The organism is Polyangiaceae bacterium, assembly GCA_015075635.1.
Taxonomy (GTDB): domain Bacteria; phylum Myxococcota_A; class Polyangia; order Polyangiales; family Polyangiaceae; genus JADJKB01.
On the sequence record JABTUA010000002.1, the window covers coordinates 2,314,887 to 2,337,678 of the forward strand.

General features: G+C 69.3%; 18 protein-coding genes and 1 pseudogene. 9 read left to right on the forward strand and 10 right to left on the reverse strand.

The features are described from left to right. The first annotated feature begins 38 nt into the window (after positions 1–38). Both HS104_26530 and HS104_26535 read left to right on the forward strand, forming a co-directional pair. A complete protein-coding gene (locus HS104_26530) occupies positions 39–1,001 on the forward strand; it encodes an SUMF1/EgtB/PvdO family nonheme iron enzyme (protein ID MBE7483523.1) in 963 nt (320 codons plus the stop codon). A 16-nt stretch (positions 1,002–1,017) separates the two neighbouring features. Further along, complete coding sequence (locus HS104_26535) at positions 1,018–2,862, forward strand: PAS domain S-box protein (protein ID MBE7483524.1); 1,845 nt, start codon at positions 1,018–1,020, stop codon at positions 2,860–2,862. 12 nt (positions 2,863–2,874) lie between these two features. On the opposite strand, the gene HS104_26540 is transcribed toward HS104_26535, so the two are convergent. Both HS104_26540 and HS104_26545 read right to left on the reverse strand, forming a co-directional pair. Further along, the gene (locus HS104_26540) at positions 2,875–4,152 is read right to left on the reverse strand and encodes a c-type cytochrome (GenBank protein ID MBE7483525.1); all 1,278 of its coding nucleotides are present in this window, start codon (positions 4,150–4,152) and stop codon (positions 2,875–2,877) included. Positions 4,153–4,194: 42 nt separating this feature from the next. Next, complete coding sequence (locus HS104_26545) at positions 4,195–4,800, reverse strand: hypothetical protein (protein ID MBE7483526.1); 606 nt, start codon at positions 4,798–4,800, stop codon at positions 4,195–4,197. 378 nt (positions 4,801–5,178) lie between these two features. Here HS104_26545 and HS104_26550 point away from each other — a divergent pair, with 378 nt between their 5' ends. Continuing rightward, a complete protein-coding gene (locus tag HS104_26550; GenBank protein MBE7483527.1) occupies positions 5,179–6,375 on the forward strand; it encodes an SUMF1/EgtB/PvdO family nonheme iron enzyme in 1,197 nt (398 codons plus the stop codon). Next, a complete protein-coding gene (locus HS104_26555) occupies positions 6,372–6,911 on the forward strand; it encodes an asparaginase (protein MBE7483528.1) in 540 nt (179 codons plus the stop codon). The genes HS104_26550 and HS104_26555 overlap by 4 nt, the downstream gene beginning before the upstream one ends. Before the next feature lie 228 nt (positions 6,912–7,139). On the opposite strand, the gene HS104_26560 is transcribed toward HS104_26555, so the two are convergent. The 3 genes from HS104_26560 to HS104_26570 all read right to left on the reverse strand — a co-directional run bounded on the left by HS104_26560 (position 7,140) and on the right by HS104_26570 (position 10,648). Next, a complete protein-coding gene (locus HS104_26560; protein MBE7483529.1) occupies positions 7,140–9,113 on the reverse strand; it encodes a serine/threonine protein kinase in 1,974 nt (657 codons plus the stop codon). Between the two features lie 79 nt (positions 9,114–9,192). Next, positions 9,193–9,573 (reverse strand): DNA-binding protein, encoded by a 381-nt coding sequence (locus tag HS104_26565; protein ID MBE7483530.1) that lies wholly within the window; start codon positions 9,571–9,573, stop codon positions 9,193–9,195. Positions 9,574–9,829: 256 nt separating this feature from the next. Then, positions 9,830–10,648, reverse strand: coding sequence for a dihydroneopterin aldolase (locus HS104_26570; GenBank protein ID MBE7483531.1), 819 nt, complete (start codon positions 10,646–10,648; stop codon positions 9,830–9,832). 154 nt (positions 10,649–10,802) lie between these two features. On the opposite strand from HS104_26570, the gene HS104_26575 reads away from it, so the two are divergent. Together HS104_26575 and HS104_26580 are read left to right on the forward strand one after the other, a co-directional pair. Next, complete coding sequence (locus tag HS104_26575) at positions 10,803–11,516, forward strand: DUF4349 domain-containing protein (protein ID MBE7483532.1); 714 nt, start codon at positions 10,803–10,805, stop codon at positions 11,514–11,516. Between the two features lie 14 nt (positions 11,517–11,530). Beyond that, positions 11,531–12,001 carry a hypothetical protein gene (locus tag HS104_26580; GenBank protein ID MBE7483533.1) on the forward strand — a complete coding sequence of 157 codons (471 nt, stop codon included), beginning with the start codon at positions 11,531–11,533 and terminating at the stop codon, positions 11,999–12,001. On the opposite strand, the gene HS104_26585 is transcribed toward HS104_26580, so the two are convergent. Then, positions 11,998–12,351, reverse strand: a complete 354-nt coding sequence (locus tag HS104_26585) for an exodeoxyribonuclease V subunit gamma (protein ID MBE7483534.1) — start codon at positions 12,349–12,351, stop codon at positions 11,998–12,000. The genes HS104_26580 and HS104_26585 overlap by 4 nt on opposite strands. Positions 12,352–12,544: 193 nt before the next feature. Between HS104_26585 and HS104_26590 the strand changes: the two genes are divergently transcribed. The 3 genes and pseudogenes from HS104_26590 (at position 12,545) to HS104_26600 (ending at position 15,149) form a co-directional block, all read left to right on the forward strand. Continuing rightward, positions 12,545–13,399, forward strand: coding sequence for an FHA domain-containing protein (locus HS104_26590; GenBank protein ID MBE7483535.1), 855 nt, complete (start codon positions 12,545–12,547; stop codon positions 13,397–13,399). A 200-nt stretch (positions 13,400–13,599) separates the two neighbouring features. Further along, positions 13,600–13,842 (forward strand): annotated as a pseudogene (locus tag HS104_26595) (endoglucanase). A gap of 794 nt (positions 13,843–14,636) precedes the next feature. After that, positions 14,637–15,149, forward strand: a complete 513-nt coding sequence (locus HS104_26600; protein MBE7483536.1) for a hypothetical protein — start codon at positions 14,637–14,639, stop codon at positions 15,147–15,149. Between the two features lie 412 nt (positions 15,150–15,561). Here the strand turns inward: HS104_26600 and HS104_26605 are convergent, their stop codons facing one another. The 4 genes from HS104_26605 to HS104_26620 form a co-directional block, all read right to left on the reverse strand. Next, positions 15,562–16,470, reverse strand: a complete 909-nt coding sequence (locus HS104_26605; protein MBE7483537.1) for a M23 family metallopeptidase — start codon at positions 16,468–16,470, stop codon at positions 15,562–15,564. 3 nt (positions 16,471–16,473) lie between these two features. Then, on the reverse strand, positions 16,474–16,893 hold the full coding sequence (locus HS104_26610) for a PQQ-binding-like beta-propeller repeat protein (GenBank protein ID MBE7483538.1): 420 nt from the start codon (positions 16,891–16,893) through the stop codon (positions 16,474–16,476). A 90-nt stretch (positions 16,894–16,983) separates the two neighbouring features. Further along, positions 16,984–21,969, reverse strand: coding sequence for a hypothetical protein (locus HS104_26615; GenBank protein MBE7483539.1), 4,986 nt, complete (start codon positions 21,967–21,969; stop codon positions 16,984–16,986). Between the two features lie 45 nt (positions 21,970–22,014). Beyond that, positions 22,015–22,695 carry a hypothetical protein gene (locus HS104_26620; GenBank protein MBE7483540.1) on the reverse strand — a complete coding sequence of 227 codons (681 nt, stop codon included), beginning with the start codon at positions 22,693–22,695 and terminating at the stop codon, positions 22,015–22,017. Between the last annotated feature and the right edge of the window lie 97 nt (positions 22,696–22,792).

Consider the following 22,792-nt stretch of genomic DNA (forward strand, 5'->3'; position numbering starts at 1 on the left):
TTGCCTCGGGCTTCGGGGCGAATAGAGTTCGCGGCGCCATGTCCGCGCTCACCTCGCTTCGCGCGCTCCTGCCCGCTGGACTCGCGGCGTGGTTGCTCGTGCCGAGCTGCAAGCCGAGTCAGGCCTCGTCCGAAGCAGCGGCCTCGGCTGCGAGCAGCGCGAGCGCAACGCCGGTCGCGCTCGTGATGCCGGACGCGGCTCCCGCCGAGCCCGCCGAGGCCGGCACGCAGGCGGCCAACGATCCCCCGAAGGCGCGCACGGACGGCTGCCGAGACGGCATGGTTCGCGTCGAAGGCGACTACTGCCCCGGCGTCATGCAGGACTGCATCGAGCACCACCCCGAATACAAGGCACGCAGAGGAGAGAAGACAGTCAGCGAGCGGTGCATGAAGTACAAGCAGCCCTCGACCTGCGTCTCGAAGGAGCGCAAACGCCTGTCCTTCTGCATCGATCGGTACGAGTGGCCAAACCAGGTCGGCGAGCTGCCCAGGGTGCTCACCTCCTGGCTCGAGGCCAAGGCGCTGTGCGAGAAGGCCGGCAAGCGCCTGTGTACGGAGGACGAGTTCAACTTCGCCTGCGAAGGGCCGGAGATGCTGCCCTACGCCACCGGGTACGACCGCGAGCCCGAGAAGTGCAACATCGACAAGCCCTACGTGCAGCCGGATCAGTCGCGGCAGATGGCCACCTACGACAAGTGCCCCGACAACGAGTTCTGCAAGTCGGAGATGAAGCGCCTGGACCAGCGGCACGCCATCGGCTCACGGCACAGCTGCGTGTCCTGGGCCGGCGTCGTGGACATCAACGGCAACGTCAACGAGTGGGTGGAGCTCCCCGGCGAGAAGCACCCCAACCGGAGCGGGCTGAAGGGCGGCTGGTGGGGCCCGGTGCGCAGCCGCTGCCGGCCGACCGTGACCTTCCACAAGGAATTCGACTACGGCTACGAGGCGGGCTTCCGCTGCTGCACCGACGCCTCGGACTCGAAGCAATCCGACGCCGGCTGAGGCATACTGGGCGGCCATGCCGGACCCGCGCATCGCCGAGGCCGTAATCCATGCGGCGGACCTCGCTGGCATCGGAGTCACGGCGTTCATCCCCAACACCGACGGCGGCTCCAGCGTCTTCGTCAGCGAGCGCGCCGCTGCCATCATGGGGTACTCCGTGGAAGAGCTGCGCGACCTGCCGCCGCTCGCGACCGTCGCACCGGAGCGGAGCGAGCAGACGGCGAGCTTGCTCAGCGACTGGCTCGAGCGAGGCCTGCGCTCCGGCGTGGTCGAGACCGTGCTCGCCAAGAAGAACGGCGAGCGGGTCCCGGTCGAGGTCGCGTTCACTTCGATCGATCTCGACGGGCAGGCCGCAGCCGTCACCTTCATCTTCGAGCTGAGCCAGCGCCGGCGTGCCGAAGCGGACCTCCGCCGCTCGGAGGCTCGCTTTCGAGAGCTGGTCGAGCACGCGCCGGACGGCGTGGGCATCATCCAAGACGGCCGCTTCGTCTACGCGAACGCCCGTGCGACCGCCATCCTGGGCTTCGAGTCGGCGGAGGCGCTTTGCGCTCAGCCGCTCGATCAGCTGTTCGAGGCCGGCGACTTCGCGCTGATGGGAGCGCGCATTCGGGCCATGCTGACCGAAGGCGTGCACTTCGCGCCCTATGTCTACACCTGCATCCGCGGCGACGGCGCGCGCGTCCGTGTCGAGATCACGTCGATCCAGACCGAGCACCAGGGACGCCCGGCCGTGCTCGGCTTCGCCCGTGACGTGACCGAGCGCACCAAGATGGAGGCTCAGCTGGCGCAGGCGGACCGCTTGGTCGCGCTGGGCACGCTGGCGGCCGGCGTCGCCCACGAGATCAACAACCCGCTGACCTTCTTCTACCTGCGACTGGACGCGCTGGAGCGCTGGCTCAGCCGTCTCCCGGAGGAGCTGCGGGCGGAAGCAGCAACCCAGCTCGTCGAGCTCAGGGGTGGCGCGGACCGGGTCACGCGCATCGTGAGGGACCTCCGAACCTTCTCGCGTTCGGCCGATCAACCCCGGGGCCCCGTGAAGCTCGGGGACGTGTTCGCGTTCGTGGAACGCATCACGGCGTCCGAGCACCGACACCGCGCCACTCTGACCATCGACGCGGGTGACACGCCGCCGGTGCTCGGAGAGCAGGGACGTCTGGAGCAGGTGTTCCTGAACCTCGTACTGAACGCCCTGCAGGCGATGCCCAACGGGGACCCGAGCAAGAACCACGTCAAGGTCCTGGCACGCTTGGTCGATGGCCGAGTCGTGGTGGATGTCGCCGACAACGGGCCGGGCATGGCGCCGGACATCGCGGCTCGGGTGTTCGACCCGTTCTTCACCACGAAGCCCGTCGGCGTCGGCACCGGCCTGGGTCTGTCGATCTGTCACGGCATCATCAACCAGCTGGGCGGTGAGATCGCGGTCGAGTCTGCGCCCGGGGTCGGAACGACCTTCCGCGTCAGCTTGCCCGTGCTCGGCCCCGGGGACGTCCGGGAAGAGCAGCGCCGCAACGTATTGGTCGTCGAGGACGACGAGCTCGTGGCCCGGATGGTCGCGAAGATGTTGAGCGAACGCCACGACGTCGTCGTGGTCCCGGACGGCACGACGGCCGAGCGCGCGCTCCAGAGCGGCAGCTTCGACGTGGTGCTGTGCGACCTGGTCATGCCAGGCATGAGCGGCGTCGATCTGTACGAGCGGGTGCTCGCCACGAAGCCGGAGCTCGCCCGCCGCTTCGTCTTCATGACGGGCGGAGTCTTGACCGAGCGGGCTGCCGATTTCCTCGAGACGGTCAGCTCACCGCGCGTGCTCAAGCCGTTCAGCGCCGAGACGCTGCACACCGCGCTGGGCGATGTCTTGAGGTAGGCTCGACTGGCCTCACTGGGGCCGGCCCTGGGCCACCCAGCTCTCGACGATCTGCACCTGCTCGGCCGTCAGCGAGGGCAGCCCGAGCGGCATGCCGCGCGCGTCCGGGTCGATCTCACCGGCTTCTTCCTTCTGTCGGGCCAGCACCGCCGCGACCAGGAGCGGCGTGCCGTCGCGGGTCTTGGTGAACACGCTCATGCGTTCGCCCTTGAGGTCCAAGAGGCCGCCGTTCGTGCTCTCGTAGGTCGAGAAGTCGAGCTTGCGCGGGATGAAACCGAAGCCCCCGGTCATACCGGGCCCGCCGTCGCCCCGCGCGATGTCGGGGTTCGTGTGGCAGTGCCGGCAGGTCTTTTGGAGCACCTCGCGGTCCACCTCTTCGAAGCTCACCTTGCGCTCGAGCACGGGCAGACGCGCCGGGATCGGCTTCTTCGCCAGCGGCTCGAGCTTCGTCCCGAGCAGGTAGGCCGCGGCGTCCTTCGCCTCCTTCTCCGAGAGGCCGAGCTTCGGCATCAGCGTACCGGGCTTCACCTGCGCCGGATCCAACAGCCAGCGAACGAGCTTGCCGAAGCTCATCCGATCGCGGACGTAGCGCAGGTCCGGCGCCAGCTCGATGGCGTCGTTGCCCTTCTGCCACGGCGTCGTCAGCGTCGGCTTCATGGGCAGTTCCGGCACGCCGCTGAAGAGGTGGCACGTGCCGCAGGCTTTGCTCTCGAGCACCAAGCGGCCGGCAACCTGGTCTCCGCTCGGCGGCTCCGCGGAGGGTTTGGCTCCTTTGGTGAGGTAGGCCGCGACGTCCGCCGCCTCCTGCTCGCTGATGCGCAGGCGCGGCATGCTGGAGACCATGTTGGGCCGAAGATCGTGCGGCTTCAGCAGGAACGCCTGGATGAAGGCGGGCTCGAGCCGGTCACCCGCCAGCTCCAGGCTGGGCGCGTTCAGGTAGTGGACGACGGTCTTCTTCCACTTGGCGATCTTGTCGGGCTTCGCCTTGAACTTGTCGGTCCAGATGTCCTGATGGCAGGTGACGCAGTGCTTCTCGAAAGGTGCGGCAGCGAGGCCGGTCCCGTCGTGGCATCGACTGCACTCGAATTTCTCCACGAGAGACCGACCTCGCTCCGAATCGCCGGCCAGGTGAGGCTTTGGGGTCGTAGGACTCACCTGACCGACCGGAGACGCGGACCCGTCGGCTCCTGCACTCGATAGAGCCTCCGGGGTCGCGCCCCCGCTCGTCTTCTTACAGCCGCCGGCGAGCGCCAGCGAAAGCGCGAGCGAGAGGACCAGGGGGCGGGTCATCAGACCTCCTAGTCAACTCTCGCTCTGCCGCCAGTTCAAGCCTCAGGCCGAGGCGCGGCACACGCTGGCCGACTTCGCCATCGACTCGCAGCGCTTCTGCGCGACCTTCTGCCCTGCGCTGTCACCGGCCGCGCTGCGGAGCTCGGCCAGCGTGGCGTACGCTTCGGGGGTCGCCACCAGATCCTTCTGCGCAAGCTTCTCCAGTAGCTCCTTGGCTTCGCCGCGGTGCTTCTCGACCTTGGCGAGCGCCTCGGCCAGATCGCTCTGAACGGCCGCGTCGTCCTTCTTGATGTCGTTCAGCTTGCGCAGCGCCGCCACCGACCACTCGAGGTTCGCGGCCTTGTCCTTCCCGGTCTTGCCAATCCAGGTGCCCTGGACGTAGCCCGGGAGCTCCTTGTCGATGGGCAGCGCGCCGTTGTTGCGCGCGACGGCCAGCGCCAGCACGCGCTGCGCGCGGGCGACCAGCGTGCCGTCCTTCTTCGCCTTGAGGTCCTTCACGTGGGGCATCATGCGGACGATCATCGCCGCGGCAGCCGCGTGCTCGCCCTTCTTCAGCGCCTTCTCGGCTCGGGCAATGCCCTCTGGACGATGGTCGATTTCGACCGCGGGAACCCACTCGCCACCGCAGGCCTTCGCATCGCTCGCCACCGAGCCGACCGCCGCGAACGCCGAAACCGCCACCATCATCATCGCACCGAGCTTCTTCATGACCCTTGTTCCTCCTACGACCTTTTTTTCACCGACCGGGGCCGGCCTCGCTTAATCGCGCCTGACCCAGCAACTGTGACCGTCTGTCTCTGCAAAGGTTCCTCAGCAATTGCTGGACCAACCTGGGAACGGCGAATCGACGTCGTTCTTTCACCCCCGGCGTGGGTCCCGAACCACACCGGGTGTGTCGCCCCGAAGTCGCTCCTTGGAACGCCCGAGGGGCGAGGAAGCTTGGGTCGGGCCACTCCGTAGGAGGCCGGCGCGCTCGCCCGAAAAACCCTTCCCGTCCGCGGGGCTCGCTCGTAAAAGGGTGCCGTCATGCGCGCCGCCACGCTGCTCTCGATCGCCCCCCTTCTCGGCTTCTTCGCCTGCGCCACGGTCCCGCCTGCGGAGCCCGAATCCGCGGCTCCGCCCCTGGTTGGGCCCGGCGCACCTACATCGGCGCCCGACGCCAGTGTGACGTCACTCGAGGACGCGAGTGTTACGCCCGAGGCCGGTGCTGTTGCGGCCGCGGGCGACGCCGGCAGCGGCTCCGGTCCGGCAGCCGACGAGGGCGCCTGCCCGGCCGGGATGAAGCTCGTCAGCGGCGAGTACTGCACGGACGTCGACTACAAGTGCGAGAAGAGCTGGTACGCGAAGTGGAACAAGAAGACGGTCTGCGAGCGCTTCGAGGAGAAGAGCGTCTGCGTGGGACAGAAGGTCAAGAAGCGCTACTGCGTCGACACCTACGAGTGGCCCAACGTCAAAGGTGAGCGACCGGAGGTGATGAACCGCTTCCACCAGGCGCAGCTCAAGTGCGCCGCGGTCGGAAAGCGGATGTGCACCGAGAGCGAGTGGAACATGGCCTGCGAAGGGCCGAGCATGAAGCCCTATCCGCAGGGGTACGTGCGCGACTCGTCACAGTGCAACGGCGATCACAAGTGGGACAACCCCGACATGAAGAAGGTCGCGCAGCGCGACCCGACGGAGCTCGCGCGACTCTGGAAGGGGGTGCCGAGCGGCAGCCAGCCCAACTGCGTCAGCGACTACGGCGTGGCGGACATGCCCGGCAACACCGACGAGGTGGTGGCCAGCGAGCACCACACCCAGCACGACTTCCGCGGCAAGTACGACAGCGTGCACACCGGCGGCCCCTGGTACGAGGGCGTGCGCAACCAGTGTCGCCCCAAGGTCTATACGCACGACGAGGGCTTCTACTACTACTTCCTGAGCTTCCGCTGCTGCGCGGAGGCAGACGGCAAGCCCACGGACCCGCGCACGCCGAAGCAGATCAAGGAGAACTGGTCCATCGAGAAGGTGGAGAAGCTCGCGGGCTGGACGGTGGCTCAGGTGAAGGAAAAGCTCGAGCTGAAGAAGCAGGGCAAGTGTAGCTGCGACCCGAAGGACGTGAGCTGCAAGACGCTGTGCGGCACGTTGCTCGGGCCGACCGCCAAGGACGCCGTGGTCGGGGAGAAACGCGGGGAGTTCGGCAGCAACGACAAGTCGAAACAGCCGAAGGGCAAGGCGCCCAAGTGACGCGCGCCGCGCGCGAGCGCCTCGAGGGGCCGTTTCACGTCGCCATCCTCACCACCGGCGGAACCATCGAGAAGACCTACGACGAGACCGACGGCTCGCTCCGGAACGTCCGCTCGGTGCTCGACCGACTTCTGGAGGAACTGCGGCTACCAGACCTCCAGGTCACTCACGTGCCCGTGATGAACAAGGACTCGCTGGACATGACAGCGGGGGACCGAGACCAGATCTTGGACAAGGTCCGCGCGGCGCTTCCTCACTACGACGCGATTCTGGTCATCCACGGCACCGACACGCTGGCCGAGACGGGCGGGCACCTCGAACAGAACCTCGGTGCGCTCGAGCTGCCCGTGGTGCTGACCGGTGCCATGCGTCCCTTCGAGTTCCGCGACTCGGACGCGCTGCAGAACGTCACCGAGTCCCTGCTCGCGTGCAGGCTCCTGTCGCCCGGGGTCTTCGTGGTGATGCACGGCCGCGCGCTCGGGTTCCCGGGGGTGGAGAAGCACCGAGAGCGGCGCACCTTCGTGCGGTCGCGCTAGGGGGTGTCCCTAGTTCAGGGTGCGGCCGAGAGGCTCGATACGCGCCGCTCGGCGCTCAGCCGAGCCCCGGAATCACCTGAACGGTCTGGTCATGATCAGATCTCGATCCGCCACTGTGGCGTGAGTGCGAAAACCGGCCGGGGCCGGCGCCGGCTGTTTCGACCGTCCGGAAACGTCGCGTGGCGTTCGCCGCGATCAGCGGAGCGGGAATCAGGGACACCCCCTAGCTCACTCCGAGTCGTCGGGCTCGGGTGCCGGCGCCGGTGCTGGCTCGGCACCGGCCTTCTCCGGAGCGCCCTTGGCGTCGCCACCCGGGTGCTTGGCTGCCAGCCCCTTGCCGCCGGTTATCGGCGCAAGGCGGATCGTGACCTTGGGCTTGTCGGCGTCCAGGGTCAGCTTGCGCGACCAGTAGCCTTCGCGCTTGACCTCGATCTCGACCCTCTCGCCCTGCTTCACTGGGACCTCGACCGGCATGGTGCCGAGATCACGCCCAGCCCGATAGACGTGCGCGTCGATGGGCGAAAGCACGAGCGCGACCTTCACTTCGTCGCCCGGGGCTGCCTCGCGAGCCTGCACGTGGCTGCCCAGGAGCAGCGAGCGGGCGGGCTGGAACGCCTCGCCCATCGTCTCGACGTGGAGAGACAGCACCACGAACACCACGACGGCGGCGACCGCCGCGAGCGCGATGACCCCCACGACGACCGGCCAGCGCCGCCTGCCGCCCGACTTGGCCCACTCCCGCTCGGCGTCCGCGGCCTCCGCGGTCCGGCGCAGCTGCTCCTCCACCAGGTCCGCCGAGCTCGGCACGCCCGCGAGCGACAGCCGGCCGTCGGGGAGCGAGGGCCGCACGTCGCCCACGAACGAGGCGCGGGCGGGGTCCGAGCTCGGCACGCCGTCGCGAACGGACGTTGGTCCTGCCGACACCTGGCCGCCGAACGGCGCGGTGGACGTGGGCGGCACCACCACGGGCACCGGCAGCTCGTCCTCCGGGGGCGCGATGCTGATCGGGACCTCGATCTCGACCGCCTCTCCGCGCTCGATGGCGGCGAGTGCCTGCTCGACCTCCCGCATGGACCCGAAACGATCGTCCGGCTGCTTGGCCAGACACTTCAGCACCAAGTTCTCGAGTCCCGCCGGCAGCTCGATGCCCGGCACGGCCTCGGCGAAGCGCTTCGGCGTCTCGTTGAGGTGCATCGAGAGGATGGTCAACGGGTTCTCCGCGTCGAACGGCACCCGACCCACCGTCATTTCGTACAAGAGGACGCCGAGAGAGTAGATGTCGGTGCGGTGGTCCACGGGGCTGCCCCGGCACTGCTCCGGTGACATGTAGTGCGGCGTGCCGAAGACGGCGCCCGCGCGGGTGATCTTGTTGTCGATGCCAATCACCTTGGCGATGCCGAAGTCGAGGATCTTGATGAAGTCCTGACCGTCTCTCTGGATGATGAAGACGTTGTCGGGCTTGAGATCGCGATGGACGATCTGCGCCGCGTGGGCCGCCGCCAGGCCCTCGGCCATCTGACAACCCAAACGCACGACCTGCTCCGCGGCGAAACGCCCCTTCGAGACCCGCGCCCCGAGGGTCTCGCCCTCCAGGTACTCCATCGCGAAGTAAGTCGAGCCGTCGGGGACCTCGCCGAAATCGAAGACATCGACGATGTGATCGTTGCCGATGCCCGACGCCGCCTTCGCCTCCGTGACGAAGCGATCGAGCACTTCCGTGTTCTTGGCCAGATCGGCGCGCAAGATCTTCAACGCGGCGGGGCGATCGAACACCTTGCGCTTGCACTTGTAGACGACACCCATGCCGCCTTCACCGAGGACCGACTCGACGACGTAGCGGCCGTCGATGGTCGTGCCGATGTACTTGTCGGGCTCGCGACCCGAAGGCACGCCGGCCGCGCCGCTCGAAGGAACCTGCGCTTTCACGCGCTCGTGGGTCACGGACTGCGCGCGCTCCGGCGCCAGCAGGGTCTCCTGCTCCCGAGCGGCCGCGACCGAGACCGCCGGGCTCGGGGGTGGGGGCGCACCTGCCGCCGGGCGCGGGGGAGGCAGCACGCGGGGCTTCGGCGGCGGCTCCTGTCTCCCGCCCGCAGGCACCGCAGGGCGCTGGGGCTTGGGCGGAGGTCCCCCAGGACGACCGGGGGGCTGACCGGGGGGCTGGTTGCCTACCATCGCGAAGGTCGCGCACGAGCGCGCGAGCATCGAAGCTTACCATCCCAGGCGCCGCCGGCGCCATGTCCCGGCACGGCAGCCAAATGTCCGGATTTACCGGGCTCCGCGCTCAAGGGCAGAAGTCGGGATCGACGAGCTCGCGCAGCGCCAGCATGTCCCCCAACGCCTCGAGGCGGCTCAAGGCAGACAGCTCCAGCTGGCGGATCCGCTCCCGGGTCAGGTTGAGGATGCCCCCGACGTCCTCCAGGGTGGTCGCCCCGTTCTCGGCAACATCGAGCGCGCACGAGATGGGCATGTCCCAGACCTCCAGATCTGGGAAGTTCAGCTTGATGGCCCCGGTCCTGGGCGACACGTCCAGGTACAGGTGGTGCCGGCAGGACACGTGGGGGCAGGGCCTCGGCCCTTCGGCGCACTCGCCCCGCGTCTTCGGCCGGAGAGCGTCGAGGCGGGCGCGGATCTCACGACCGAGCTCCGAGTCAGTGCGACTCATCCGCTTCACGCTGAGCGTGCGGGCTCGTACCGCGCGCTTGCGACGCGAGCGGCGGCGATCGCGGCTCTCCCGGCCCCGCTCGTACGCGGGCGCCGTCAGGATGGAATGCTGAATGTCCGGGCTCTCGTTGACCTGACCCACCACGAATCCTCCCCAGTCGCGCTCTTCAATGCCCGAATGCAGCGCGAATGGAAATAGGGGATCGGCATCGGCGGATCAGAATGGAAGGACAACGTGGGACATGGATGACATGGACCTACATGCTCGGGACCTTGTCGCCGGTCCGTGCGGCAGCTTCTCGAGCAAGGCGCGGGCGCGGCAACGCAGGCGAGTCTGCGCACAAGATCGACTGCCAGCGCCGCGTCGGATTCGCGAGCACGCGTGGCGTGCCGCGACCCAGCGTGCGACGCGAGCCGCGAGGGAAGGGCGCACCGTCGAGAACCAGGCCCTGCGTCAGGGCGAGCTCGGCGTCGTGGGCCTCCTCTGCCTCGTGGAGCGCCACCTCCGCACCCGGTCCGAGGTTCACGCGCACGATGGTCGCCTCGCGGCAATCGAGGATCAGGTCCACGCTGCCGAAGGCGGTGGGCTCACGCACGACGGTTGCCCAGCTCGCGTCTCTCTCGATCCGAAGCGCAGCGACGGCGGTACCCGGCAACGCCTGCGGCTTGAGCAGCTGGATGCGGACCGCGTGGACGCGTGCCTGTCGCTGGGTCGGCAGCGGCTCGGACAAGAGGTAGCGGGCGAGCGCGTGCGCGGCCGTCTCGAGCAACCCGAAGCGACAGCTCTGCAGCAGGAACACCAGAGCCTGCGCCGTGGCGTCGTAGTCGACCGTCCTCGACAGCTTGCCCGTGGTTGCAGCCACCTCGGAGTCCACGGTGAGATCGATGTCCAGACTGAGGGGCTGCGGGCGGCCGCGCTCGCGCGGGTACACGCCCACCACGCACTCGGTCTCGAGACCACGGATCGAGAGGACGTCACGCGGGGGCACGGGGAGAGCCCAGGTTTCCACGCGGCGGAGCGCGAAGGAAGGGGGGCGCGTGTAAGCCGGCAGCGCCAGGTCGCGTTTCGGCCCCATGAGACGCATTCGACCTGGCGGCGTGCTCGCGGCCCTGCTGTTCGCCTCGCTCCTGGCCGGAGGCTGCGCTGCAGCGCCCAAATCTGCACCCGTTTCACCATCGGCTGCCGCTCCGCCAGCGGCTGAGAGCTACGACCAGGCAGCGGTCGCTCAGGTGAGCGCTCCGATTCCGGCCCCGGGAACCGCTGGGCTCGGCGCGCCAGCGGCCAAGACCGGGGCGCCTGCCCAGACCGCGCCGACCGCAGCCCAAGCCAAGCAGGACCCCAATCCGCCGAAGCTCGACGACGCGCAGAGGCCGCTCTTGATCTACGAGGGGTCCCTCGGCGTACGCGTGCCGAAGGCGGACATCGCCGAGTCGATAGAGAAGGCGATCGACGTGGCCGAGGGCCACGGCGGGTACTTGGTGTCGCGGAGCGACAGCGGGGCACAGCTCAGGGTTCCGTCGCAGCGCTTCCGTCTCGCGCTCAAGGACCTCGGTGGCCTCGGAGAAGTGACGCGCCGCTCGGTCAGCGCCCAAGACGTATCGGAGCAGTACCACGACCTCGAGGTGCGACTCAGGAACCTGGAGTCCGTGCGGAACCGACTCGAGCAGTTCCTGGCGCGCGCCGCGAACGTGGATGAGGCTCTGCGCGTCGGCAAGGAGCTCGAAGCCGTCGTGCGTCAGATCGACGAGGCGAAAGGGCGCATGTCCTACTTGAAGACGCGCGCCAGCTACTCGCTCATCACGCTCGCCGTCGAGCCGGTCCCGGAAAAAGCGCCGGTGGTCGCGCGAGACGACGGCCAGGCACCGCCGCCGGCGCGGCCCTTGCGCATGCCGGTGAAGTGGATCAAGAGCGTCGGCCTGGATGGCCTGCTCAGGCTCGAATGAGACGGAGAAGGAACATGACCCAGCGGACCATCATCCTCGCCCTTGCCCTCACCGCCTCCTTGCTGCTCGGTAGCGGCTGCAGCCGCGGCTTCGACATCAAGACTCCGGACGGCTTCGCGGAGCTCGAGGGCGGAGAAGACTACCGCTACCGCGCGACGAGCGCTGATGGGGTCGTCTTGGCGGTTCGGCGCGAAGCCAACGAACCCAGAGCGAACCTCGAGTTCTGGACGGACGCCATCGGGAACGAGCTCTCGCAGCGTGGCTATGGCTCGCCCAAGGCGGAGAAGGTCAAGAGCAAGAACGGCACGCCCGGACAGAGACTGGAGTACCGGACCAGCCGCAACGGCCGCCCCAACGTGCTCTGGGTCACGGTGTTCGTCGCCGGGAGCCGCGTCGTGGTGGTGGAGACCGGCGGCGACGCCGACCACTTCCGCAAGGTGGAGAAAGAGATCTCGGCCGCCATCGCCGGCGTCGAGATCGGCTAGCGGCGCCCCCCCAGAAGAGCTCGCCCAGCCCCGGGTCGCGACGCACCCGCCGGCGCGAGCGCCGGCTCGGACAGAAGCTCGGCCACGAGGCCGAGCAAGGCCCCACACAGGCTCTCGCCCGAGCAAGTTGCGGCAGGATCAACGGACTCAGGTGTCCCCAGATCGGACACCCGCTCGACGAGCGCCCGGCGGGACGGGAAGTACGCTTTGGCCACGCCGGACGCCTGCGTCATTCTCATCGCGAGCCATCGCTCCATATCCTGGCTCGAGACGACGCTCGTCTCGGGTTGGAACGGTGGCAACGGAGCTTGGCGCAACGAACGACACAGCGCCGCGCGAAGCTCCTTCATCCTGTTACTTCGATGAACGTGGAGCTCGTCTGTTTGCCGGTCCGTCCGCTCGTCTACGCTCCGGCGACATGGCGTTCGAGCGCGTCGGCAGCTGCTCGGACCGTCGAGTCCCGAGCGCGTTCCGCGGCCTATTCGGCGCCCAAATTCGCAGCGGGATTGATCCCGGCACCCGGCGCGATAAGGTGATTCGGACATGGGCAATCGCGAGTCGCGAGGGCTGACACGGGTCAGGCTCCGCCATCGAGGGCAGGAGCTCCTGCTGACGGAGGGCACCTACCTGATCGGGCGCGACGCGTCCTGTCACATCCTCCTGGACGACGCCAAGGTTTCGCGGCGCCACGCGCGGATCAACGTGCGCGGCGAGCAGGTCTCCATCGACGATCTGGGCAGCATGAACGGGCTCTACGTGAACGGCGTGCGACTGACTGGGTCGCAGCCGCTGTTCGACGGCGACTGGCTGACCGCTGGAAGCGAGGAGCTCGAAGTCCTGATCGGGGACACCGCGCGGCGACGCTCGGCGGCCTCGACACAGGACGAGTTCACGCCCGTTCCTTCCAGCAGCGAGGCCGAGACCACGCGCCGGATCTCAGAGCCCCCCGACGACCCCGAGACGACCCAGAAGAGCAGGGCGCTCGAGATCCTGGCGAGCATCGCGGACCGCGCCTTCGACGCCGGGAGGGTGGACGACGCCGAGGACCTGCTCAAGACCACGCTCTTGGACATGGCCCAAGAGGTGAGCCTGGGGCACGAGCTCGAGCAGGACTCGCTCGACTTCGCCACCAGCTATGCGCTTCGGTTGGCGCAAGCGACGGGGACCGCCCGCTGGTTCGACTTCACGGTGGACCTGCTCCGCGCGCAGCGGGCCCCCTGCAGCCAGCTCGTCGCTGCCAACTTGCGCACGACCATGAAGAGCCTGGCCACGGTGGATCACGACCGCCTGACGGACTACGCCAAGGCGTTGCGCCTGAGCGGCGTCGCCCAGACGGCAAGCTCGGCAACGCTGGTGGACGAGCTGGTGCACGAGGCCCTGCGAAGGCGGGGCGGATGATGCGGACCCGCGCCGCGCTCGCCACGCTGGCGCTCGCCGCGGCGCTCGGAGCGTGCGCCGCCGACGCCGGAGACGACGAGAGCACTACCTGCTCGGCGAGCGAGCCGATCGAGTGTCGCTCGCCCGAGAGCAAGCTCGTCGGCTGCTGCCCCGAGTCCCACCCCGTCTGCGCGATTGACGGAAAGCAGTGCTTCGAGTGGGGCTCCTCCGGAGGAGCCGGCGGCGCGCCGAGCGGCGGTGGCGCGCCGAGCGGCGGTGGCGCGCCGAGCGGCGGTGGCGCGCCGAGCGGTGGTGGCGCACCGAGCGGCGGTGGCGCGCCGAGCGGCGGTGGCGCGCCGAGCGGCGGCGGCGCGCCGAGCGGCGGCGGCGCGCCGAGCGGCGGTGGGAGCAGCAGCGGGGGCACGGGCGGCACCGGCACCGGCGGCACCGGAAACACGGGGGGAACCAGCTGCGTGGATCAGGGCTTCGAGCCCAACGGCACCGAGGCGACCGCGACGAACCTCGGGACGATCACCGACTGCGACAGCACCGGGACGTCAGTGTCGGGCAAGCTCGATGGCGCGAGCGACGTCGACTACCTGTCGTTCTGGGGCACCGACGTCGGCGGCTGCTTCGTGGATCCCGTCGCTTCGACGACCGCGAAGGTTCGACTGTGCATGTTCGCGGACTGCCCCGGCGCCGCGGTTGGCTGTTCGTCGGGCACCCCGAGCACCTCCCCCGGCGGCCGCCCGGGCTGCTGCGTCCCTTCCGGCGGCAAGGTGGACATGTCCCTCGACTGCAACGGCGGGACGGACAACGCGACGATCTACCTTCGAGTCGACCAAGGCGCCGCGAACGCCTGCACGAGCTACTCGGTGGACTATCACTATTAGCCGGCGCGCCACGGCCGCACTCCGTCCAGCGTCGGCGCGTCAGTCACTCCGGGGGCTCGGGCGGGTTGCAGTGACTCTGTTTCACCGCGTCGATGATCGTAGTTGCCAGTGAGAGCTTGCCGGTCTGCACGAGCCCCAGGCCGAGCAGGAGGACACGCATGATGACGCCAGAGCCAAGCAACCGGCAGGCCCGACTCGGAGCGGCGGTCTTGCGCCGTTTCTCGAGGAGGTGTAGCCAGCACGGCAACAGTCCGGTGACCCGCCTGTTGCCAAGTTGGATACGGGCTCCCGAGCGCCGAGTGCGGCGCCGTGTGACGGTGGGACGTCACATGCACACGGCGGGCTCCAGAGGTAGCCGGCGACAGATGTTGCGGGCTCCGTTCGCGTTCGCGTTCGCGTTGGCGCTTGCCGCATGCCAGCGCTCCGCCCCGACCCCGTCCGACGAAGCTCGCGCGCAAGCGGCGCCCAGCACGTCGGACGACGCGGAGTCGCGGCTCCGCCCGGCGCTCCAGGGCGGCGACGCTGCGAGCGTTCCGCCGCTCCTGCCGGGCTTCGGCGAGCGAGCCTACGCCTGCAAGTCGGACTCGGACTGCGTGATCACCAACAAGGTCGACGGTAGCTGCTGCGACTCGCTGTGTGATCCAAGGACCTCGGTGAGCCGTGAGTTTCACGATGCGCTGACGCGCGCTCATGAACGCTGCGACACCAGTCAATGTCCCGAGAAGTCCTGCATGCCGCCGCGCGCGAGACGCGTTCCGCGCTGCGTCGAGCGCCGCTGCGCAGCGGAGGTCCAAGCGCTCGACGGTGCCGTGTTGGTGCCCGCCGACCGACCGCCGTGCGCGTGCGCTCCAGCTGATCCGCTCTGCGCCTGCGAGTGACCGGGTTGGACTGCGCAGGGTGGCAGGGGGTGCAGTCGGGCGCGGCGCTGGACGTCCTGGCCGTGCCTGCCAGTCCCGCTCGGTAGTCGGGCCGGACAGAGGTTGAGAAGCGACGCGCTGGAGGGAGCGCCATCGGACTCGAGCTCGACGCGCAGCTTCCGGACCCACGGCGCTGCCGCTGACAAAGACCACCAAGGGCATCCCGTGCATGCTGTGCGATGTCGACGTTGAAAACTCGCAATGCTGCCCGAGCAACCCCGCAGGCGTCGGTGATGGGAAATCGTGTTCGACGGCGGCGGATGTCGTTTGCTGCAGCACTGCCTTCCAGGGCTTCAAGTGCTCGGGAGGGAAATGGACGGCCACGGGTATTGCTTGCCCGTGAGCGATCCCTGGTTCAGCGCGCGAGCGCTGACTACTTCACCGCGAAGCTTCCGCTGTCCACGTCGAACCCCGTCGCCGAATACTCGCTGCTCCACGGATAGCTCGCCTCGCCCAGCTTGCCGTTCGGTCGGGTGAACGCAGGTTTCTCGGCGCCCAGGCAAATCAGCAGCACGAACGGGTCGGCTCGGCGCGACCTCCACAGGCTCCCGGACTTCGGGGCGAAGCCCAGAGGACCGAGGCAGCGGCTCGATAGCACCCCGGCCACCTCACGAGCGCCTCGCGTGTCGCTCTGGTCACGTCCAGAGTGGTGCTCCGCGAGCGCGCTCGACTCGTCGTCGTGGACGATGGCCTCGAAGTGCAGGTGCGCTGCGATGATCGCGGCCGAGGCGTTGCCCGTCTTGCCGACGCTGCCGAGCTCGGCCCCGGCGTCGATCTCCGTTGGAGCCTCGCCCAGTCCGGCAACGTCCAGCAGGTGCGCGAAGAAGAGCGAGACGCGGCGGGCCGGCTCGATGCCGAGCTCGGGCGGCAGCGGACACACGAGCTGCACCCACTTGCCGTGCGAGGAGTTCTGCCCGGCCCTGCCCTTCCCGGAGCAAGGCGCGCGAACCGGCGTGCCGAGCGGCGCCACGAGATCGATGCCGTTGTGCTTTCCGTGGGCGCGCGGCGCCAGGAATCCGCCGCCTCCGCCGCGGTCCGCGCGAATGCCGTGGTCGACCGGGAACACCCAGACCCAGCGCGAGGCGGCGGCGCTCGGTGGCTCGGCCAGTGCGGGCGACGCCGCTGCCTCGGCCGCTGGCGCGCCCGGGGCGGGCTCGCCCACGGTTGGAGCGCTCCTCGCCAGCGGAGCCGGCTCCGCACAGCCTGCCGTCAGCGCGAGGAGCAAGAGCAGCTTGCCACCGGGCAATACGAAGACCGAACGCCATGTGCCGCCCGCCTGCATGGCCTAGCTCACCCGGTCCGCCTGCCGCGCGTTGCCCGGCAGCGCCAGGGACATGTCCCCGAGACCCTCGCCTTTGAGCGGCTGAGTCCAGAGCCAATCGCCGCCTGTGCTGTAGCAAGAGATCTCGCCGGCGCGCGCCGCGAAGATGTGCGGACCGTCAATCAGCATGACTGTCCGCGTTGGAAATTCGCCGACCAGGTCGACGACCCGCAGCGGCCGACCCGTCGCGTATTCGATGAAGGCGAGCTGCTTGGCGGCGCACGCGACCACCACACCGGAGCCCACCGCGAGCTCGATCTCGCCGTGCTTCGGACCAGGGAACTTCCAACGGACCTGCCCGGTCGCGCGGTCGACGCCGAACACCTTGCCGTTGAAGGCGGTCACCAGGATCGAGCGGTCTTCGTCTGCCGTCTGCCGATACATTGGCCTGAGACTAGCGTACAGGATGCCAGCCCGGTCGGTTTCAGTGGTGCGAAACAGGCGGAGGCGGGTCAGCCGCCCCAAACCGCGCCGTCACGGGCCCACCGTCACCAACACCGGGCGCGTCTCGAAGCGCGCGTCGGGCTCGTAGTAGGCGTACGCCACCGAGGCCGGCGCCGCAGCGCGCACAGGATACAGCGCACGCAAGCGGAAGCCGAGCTTGGCGGGCGAGAGCTGGGCGATCTGGTCCAGGTACAGGATCACGCCCCGCGACGTGATCGAGTAGCGCGCTACCTTCTGGTCGCGCACCAAACGTTCGAGATCGTCCGACTCGACCTCGAAGCCCGGGGGCACGCCGAGCTCGAGCAGCACCATGCCGGAAGGTCGCACGGCGTTCCAGCGAGCCTCGGCGGTCACCTCCAGGGTCTTGCCCGGAGTCACTTGACGTGACCCGTAGTCCACCCGCAGCACGATGGGCAGCGCGGCCACGGCGGCGGCGCTGGACCACGGCAGGTAGTGGGTGCCCACCAGTTGATAGGCGATGTCGGAGCCCTCCGGCGCCTCGAGCTCGATGGCGTTTTCGCCCGGACGCACGCGATCGGACAGCGACACCAGCTGATGGACGTCGAGCGCTCCCTTGTCGAATCTGACCTCCCTGACCAGCTCGCCGTGAGCGCGGACGCGCACCGTCTGGTTTCCGGCGGTGCCGGGCGCCGCGTCGTGGAGCAGCGCGCGCATTGCGGAGATTGTCGCGGCGGTCGAGGGCCAGAGCCCGAGCGCGTCGCGCTTCGAGACGAGCCACCCGAGGGCCTCCTTGTAGAGGCCCTTGTCGCTTCCCGAACGGGCGAGGAGCTGCGCCGCGAGCCCGGTGGTCTCGACGGCCAAGCTCACGCCGTAGCTCTGGGTGAGGCCGCGGCCCGGTGACTCCCAGTGAGCGAGCCCACCGTCGCGCTTCACGAAGCCGGACAGCGCCTTGGCGCGGACGGCGGCGGCTTCCTTCCTTCCTCCCGAAGACAGGGCGTTGCCTACCAGCGCGAGCGCGTAGGGGTCGTCGGCGTTCGAACCCTCCACCAGATCGAGGGCGCGACCGAGGCGCGCGTCTTGCTCACCCGTCTCGCCGAGCGCCCAGGCGATGTACGCCGTCGCGAGCAGGTCGTGCTGGCCGATGTTGCCCGCCGATCCGACGCCGTGCGAAGGCGCCTCCCAGGAACCGTCGGGGCGCTGCGCGGAGTAGAGGAACGCGCGGGTGCGCTGCATCATCTCCTCGTCCACCGGCCGCACCTTCGACATGTCGTGGAACTCGAGCAAGCCGTAGGCCGAGAGCACCGTGTTCGCGGGTCCGCGGCCGAACCAGTCGAAGCCTCCGCCCCGAACCTCGAACGCCAAGAGGCGCTGATAGCCGTCGTCGATGTAGGCCGTGGCCTTTGCCTCCACCGCGGGGCTCGAGGTCTTGGTGCGCCTCAGGAAGTCGAGGACCAGCACGTTCGGGTAGGTCGCGGACGAGGTCTGCTCGAAGCAGCCCGAGGGGCGGCGCAGCGCGCCGTCCAGGACCTCGACCAGCTGGCTGAACGCGCCGCCGTAGAGCTTGAGCGCGAGCGTGCTGGCACCGGCGATGGCCTCCTTCGGAACCTCGACGCTGGCCCGCACCGTGCCGGCGGCGGAGCCGTTCACGACGCTCACCACGGGCAGGCCGTCTGGCTCGACGCTGACCTTGCGCTCGACCGCGTCGGAGAGCTTCGTGCCCACGGCCTTCACGCGCAGGAGCCGCGCGCCCGCCGCGGTCGCGCGCACGCCGAAGCTCGTCCCGCGCGTCTCGCTCGGCCCGAGCTCGAGCTCGAGGTCGCTCTTGCCCCGCACTTCGAAGCCGTCGGCCTCGAGGGTCAGGCGTACCTTCTGCGGCTCGGACAGGTAGTTGAAGACCGTGACCGGAACGCTCACCTGGTCGCCCTGCGTCAGCGTCGCCGGAGCGGTCACGTCGACGAAGAAGTCCTGGAACGCCACCAGCGGCAAGCTCAGGCTCCCGAGCTCGCCCTTCTGCGACACCGCCGACAGCGCCACGCGGTAGGTGGTGATCGAGTCCGCGAGCGGGACCTCGATGCGAGCGTGCCCGTTCTGATCGGTGAGGATCTCCGGCAACCAGAGCAGCGTCTCCGGGAAGAAGCTGCGCACGCGGATGGGGGCCCCGCTGGAGTTGTCCGCCGGCCCCGCCACCGCGTAGCGCTTGTTCCCCATCGAGCCCTCTTCGCCCTTGGCGCGCGTGCCGGTCCCGCCCTCCTTGTTGTCGGCGTCTTCGCTCGGCAGGTAGACTTCTTCGCGGGCCTCGAAGTCGTCCGCGCTGCGCGCGAACTTCTTGGCCTTGTGAACGAGCACCCCCAGCACGGCCAAGGTGAGCGGCAGGCCGACGAAGGTCGCGCGACTGAGCAAGAGCCAGAGCCGGCGCCCAGCTCCCACGGGCAGCGTGCTCGTGGACCGGAGGAGCGCGAGCACGCCAAACGCGAGCTGAACGACGAGCACCAACACGCAGGCCAGCAGGAAGAACCGAAGCTCCCCGGTGAGCACCAGCTTCACCCATTCGAATCTCACGGCCAACGCCGCGGCGATGGCGAGCTGACACGCGAGCATGCCCGCGGGCGCCAGCCACAGCACGCGTCGGGTGGCAGGCAACGCACGCGCCACTGGCGTGGCCTCGGTGCCCTGGATCGCCCGCACCTGCAGCGCGAAGCATCCGAGCGCGGTCAGGGCCCAGGCGATGCCAGCGACGAGGAGCTCCCACCTGGGGCCGAGCTTGAACACTCGACCCTCGTCGGTCAGGAGCGTGGCGAGTATCGCCACGGCGAACGGCAACACTGCGCCCAAGAACCAGAAGATCATCGCCCGGCGCATGGAGACGCCGAAGTCTTCCCGGTCGTACGCGCTCGTGTCCGGCACCGCAGGCGCCCGCGCGACGCGCCAGAAGCCGAAGGCTACGAAGGCCACCAACGAGAGCAGACCCAGCGCACCCAGGCCGAGGATGCCGACGCCGCCGCTCCGCTCCTTGCGCTCCTCCGCGACCTTGGGGAGCACGCCCCGATCGAACCAGGTCTGGCCGGTCGCGCGCCCGCGCAGGTGCTCCGACAAGAGCCCGAGCGCCGCGAAGCGCACGTTGTCGGAGCTCTGGCCGTCGAGCACACCGGGGATCTCGGGCGCGATGCGCTCCGACGGTCCGTGCGACTCGCGACGTCCTGCTTCGTCGTAGTGGCGCCTGCGGTACGCCGCGAGCTCGCGATCGAGCGTGAGCAGGCGCTTCTCGAGGTCGGGTCGCACGTCCGAGAGCGCGAAGAACGCCTCGTCCACTGCCGACAGCCCGAGCGCGACCTTGGCCGGCCCGCCCGGGCCTCGCGCGAAGACGTCGATGGTGGCGCGCTCGCCCGGCGCGTGCTGCGGTTTGTTCACCTCCGCTCTCAGCGCGAGCTCGCCGGAGGCATCCGTCAAGAAGAGGCGCTGGCCTTCGAACAAGCCGCGCGTGCCGAAGGACTTGGCCTCGAGGCGGACCAGCCCCCGGGCGGTGGCGGGCACCGCGAGCGCCACTTCGGTCATCTCGCCGGTGCACGCTCCGTGTGCGGTGGAGAGCAGGCGGTCACCTCTCCAGAGCGCCAGCTGGACCGTGCCCGGGTTGCCGCCGGGCACGAGCAGCCGGATTGGCGCGCTGCCGCCAGCGGGCAGCGCGGGCTTCGCGGCCCGGATCAACAGCGGCGGGGGAAGCGGCTCTGCCCACTCGTACCTCCCCCGACCCCGGAAGCGCGCCCCGGGCTGTCGAACCGCCACTCCCGCGCTGCCCTTGCGCCCGCTCCCGTCCACGACCGTCAGCTCGTGCCATTGGCGGTCGGCCTGGGGCCTGACGCTCACGACCGCGAAGCCTTGCTCGTCGGTCTCGACGCCCGGTCCCTCCGGATCGCCCCTCACCGTGGCGGCCACCGGTCGCTCGCCATCGCTGACCAGGACGTAGACCAGGTTCTCGACCCCGGGCACGAGCACGCCGCTCTCCGGAACGGCCTCGATCGCGAACCCCGAGCCGGCGACGCGGACGTCGCCCTTGCCCTCGAGGGTCGTCCCGCCTTCGACCTCCACGACGCCGAGCAGCGGCCCGCTCACCTGTGGGGGCGGCAACACGAACCGATACTCTCCCTTTTCATCGGTCTTGCCCTCGACGGCGGGGCTCGGGCCGGCCGCGCCGCGGAAGACCTTGGCCCGAGCACCCACCACCGGCTTGCCGAAGCTCCAGAGCGCCGCGAGCGTGCCGCGCACGGGCTCACCGCGCTCGTAGCGATCGCGCTCGACGCTCAGCGTCAGCTTCCCCTTGGGGAGCGCGTAGCGCTTGACCAGGATCTTCTGGCGCGCGAAGGCGTAGGGCCCAGAGACCTCGACCGTGTACTCGCCGAGGAGGATCTCCGCGGCCAGCGCGAAGTCGGCGCGGGCGATGCCGAACGCCGAGGTCTTGCGCGTCTGCTTGAAGACCTTGGTGCCGTTCGGGTCGAGCACCGTGAAAATCACGTCCTTGTCCGCGAGAGGTTTGTCCGAGGCGTCGAACGCCAGCGCGCGGACGTGGACGACCTGGCCCGGCTGGTAGAGCGGCTTGTCGGTGCTGAGCGCGGTCGTCGGAGAGCGCTTGCCCCAGATCCGAGCGGTGCGTCCGCTCGCCTCCCCGTCCTTCGGCAGATACGCGACGAAGGTGAGCGAGCTCCACTTCTGCTCGGGCAGGCGAGCTTCGGCGAGCCACTCGCCTCCGGCGTCGGTGACGCCGGCCGCGAGCTTTCGCTCGTCCTCGTCGTCGATGAAGGCCAAGAGCTCGACGTGCTCTCCGGCCACGGGCCGCCCGGTCCGGAGGTCGTGGACCAGGACCCGGAAGCGTTCGCTGTCTCCGGGGGTGACCGCATCGGGCGCGTCCAGCGACACGACGCGGAATTCCCCGGGCTCGCCGCGCTGGTGGAGGCGCCACTGGGAGCCGACGTAGCTGGCGAACGCGAACAGCCCCAGGGCGACGACGGCCCAGAACCAGCGCCCGCCGAGCCAGGTCGGGTCTCTCTCCACGGGCTCGCCCACTCCCGGACTGGTAGCGCTCCCGAACGCCGCCGACAACCTCCACGGTCACTGCGGTGACTGCGGCGTCGTCTCGGTGCTCACCACGTTCTCGTAGCGGCACTCGCTCGCCGGCGGGCACTCGCGCCCGCACACGTAGATCTTCGTGTTGTCGTCCCCTGGGCACTCGGTGACCTCCGCGTCGCTGCAGGTCAGGTTGCAGGTCGCGCTGCCCTGACAGCAGATGTAGCAACCGGTCTTGCAGCTCAGGCCGCAGGTCGTGTTGCCGGTGCAGCCGATCCCGCAATTCTGCTCGCAGCCCAGGTTGCAGCTCGAGTTGCCCGCGCAGCCGCCGCCGCAGTTCTCCTTGCAGGTCGTCGTGCACTCGGAGCCGCCGGCGCAGTCGAGGTTGCAGTTCCCCGCCTGCTCGCAGTTCACCGTGCAGGTCGACTGGCCCTGGCAGTTGGTGTCGCAACCGCCGCGCTCGCTACAGTCGGCGACACAGTTTGACTTGGCCTGGCAGTCCAGATCGCACTCGGTGCCGTTGCAGTCGAGATCGCAGTCGGCGCCGTTGCGGCAGGTCGCTTCGCAGCTCGGGTCGCCCGCCGGACACTGGAGGTTGCACTTCTCGCCGACGCACTCGAGGCCGGAAGGGCCGTCGTCGTCGTCGCCGCAGGCGGGCAGGATCAGGGCGGCGGCGAGGAGCGGGAGAACGAAGCGAGACCAGCCGAGGATGTGGGTACGCGCCATGCACTCCGCGCACGCAAGTTCCGCTCCAGCTCGAGAAGTGCCCGGATCCCGGCGCACGGGCGGCGGTGTGCTGATGCTCGGCGCCCTCACCCGAGGG

What these genes read in the sequence shown, in the direction of transcription:
- HS104_26530 (MBE7483523.1), top strand. Translation starts at nt 39, where the DNA reads ATGTCCGCGCTCACCTCGCTTCGCGCGCTCCTGCCCGCTGGACTCGCG.
- HS104_26535 (MBE7483524.1), top strand. Translation starts at nt 1,018, where the DNA reads ATGCCGGACCCGCGCATCGCCGAGGCCGTAATCCATGCGGCGGACCTC.
- HS104_26540 (MBE7483525.1), bottom strand. Translation starts at nt 4,152, where the DNA reads ATGACCCGCCCCCTGGTCCTCTCGCTCGCGCTTTCGCTGGCGCTCGCC.
- HS104_26550 (MBE7483527.1), top strand. Translation starts at nt 5,179, where the DNA reads ATGCGCGCCGCCACGCTGCTCTCGATCGCCCCCCTTCTCGGCTTCTTC.
- HS104_26560 (MBE7483529.1), bottom strand. Translation starts at nt 9,113, where the DNA reads ATGCTCGCGCGCTCGTGCGCGACCTTCGCGATGGTAGGCAACCAGCCC.
- HS104_26565 (MBE7483530.1), bottom strand. Translation starts at nt 9,573, where the DNA reads ATGAGTCGCACTGACTCGGAGCTCGGTCGTGAGATCCGCGCCCGCCTC.
- HS104_26570 (MBE7483531.1), bottom strand. Translation starts at nt 10,648, where the DNA reads ATGGGGCCGAAACGCGACCTGGCGCTGCCGGCTTACACGCGCCCCCCT.
- HS104_26580 (MBE7483533.1), top strand. Translation starts at nt 11,531, where the DNA reads ATGACCCAGCGGACCATCATCCTCGCCCTTGCCCTCACCGCCTCCTTG.
- HS104_26585 (MBE7483534.1), bottom strand. Translation starts at nt 12,351, where the DNA reads ATGAAGGAGCTTCGCGCGGCGCTGTGTCGTTCGTTGCGCCAAGCTCCG.
- HS104_26590 (MBE7483535.1), top strand. Translation starts at nt 12,545, where the DNA reads ATGGGCAATCGCGAGTCGCGAGGGCTGACACGGGTCAGGCTCCGCCAT.
- HS104_26600 (MBE7483536.1), top strand. Translation starts at nt 14,637, where the DNA reads ATGTTGCGGGCTCCGTTCGCGTTCGCGTTCGCGTTGGCGCTTGCCGCA.
- HS104_26605 (MBE7483537.1), bottom strand. Translation starts at nt 16,470, where the DNA reads ATGCAGGCGGGCGGCACATGGCGTTCGGTCTTCGTATTGCCCGGTGGC.
- HS104_26610 (MBE7483538.1), bottom strand. Translation starts at nt 16,893, where the DNA reads ATGTATCGGCAGACGGCAGACGAAGACCGCTCGATCCTGGTGACCGCC.
- HS104_26620 (MBE7483540.1), bottom strand. Translation starts at nt 22,695, where the DNA reads ATGGCGCGTACCCACATCCTCGGCTGGTCTCGCTTCGTTCTCCCGCTC.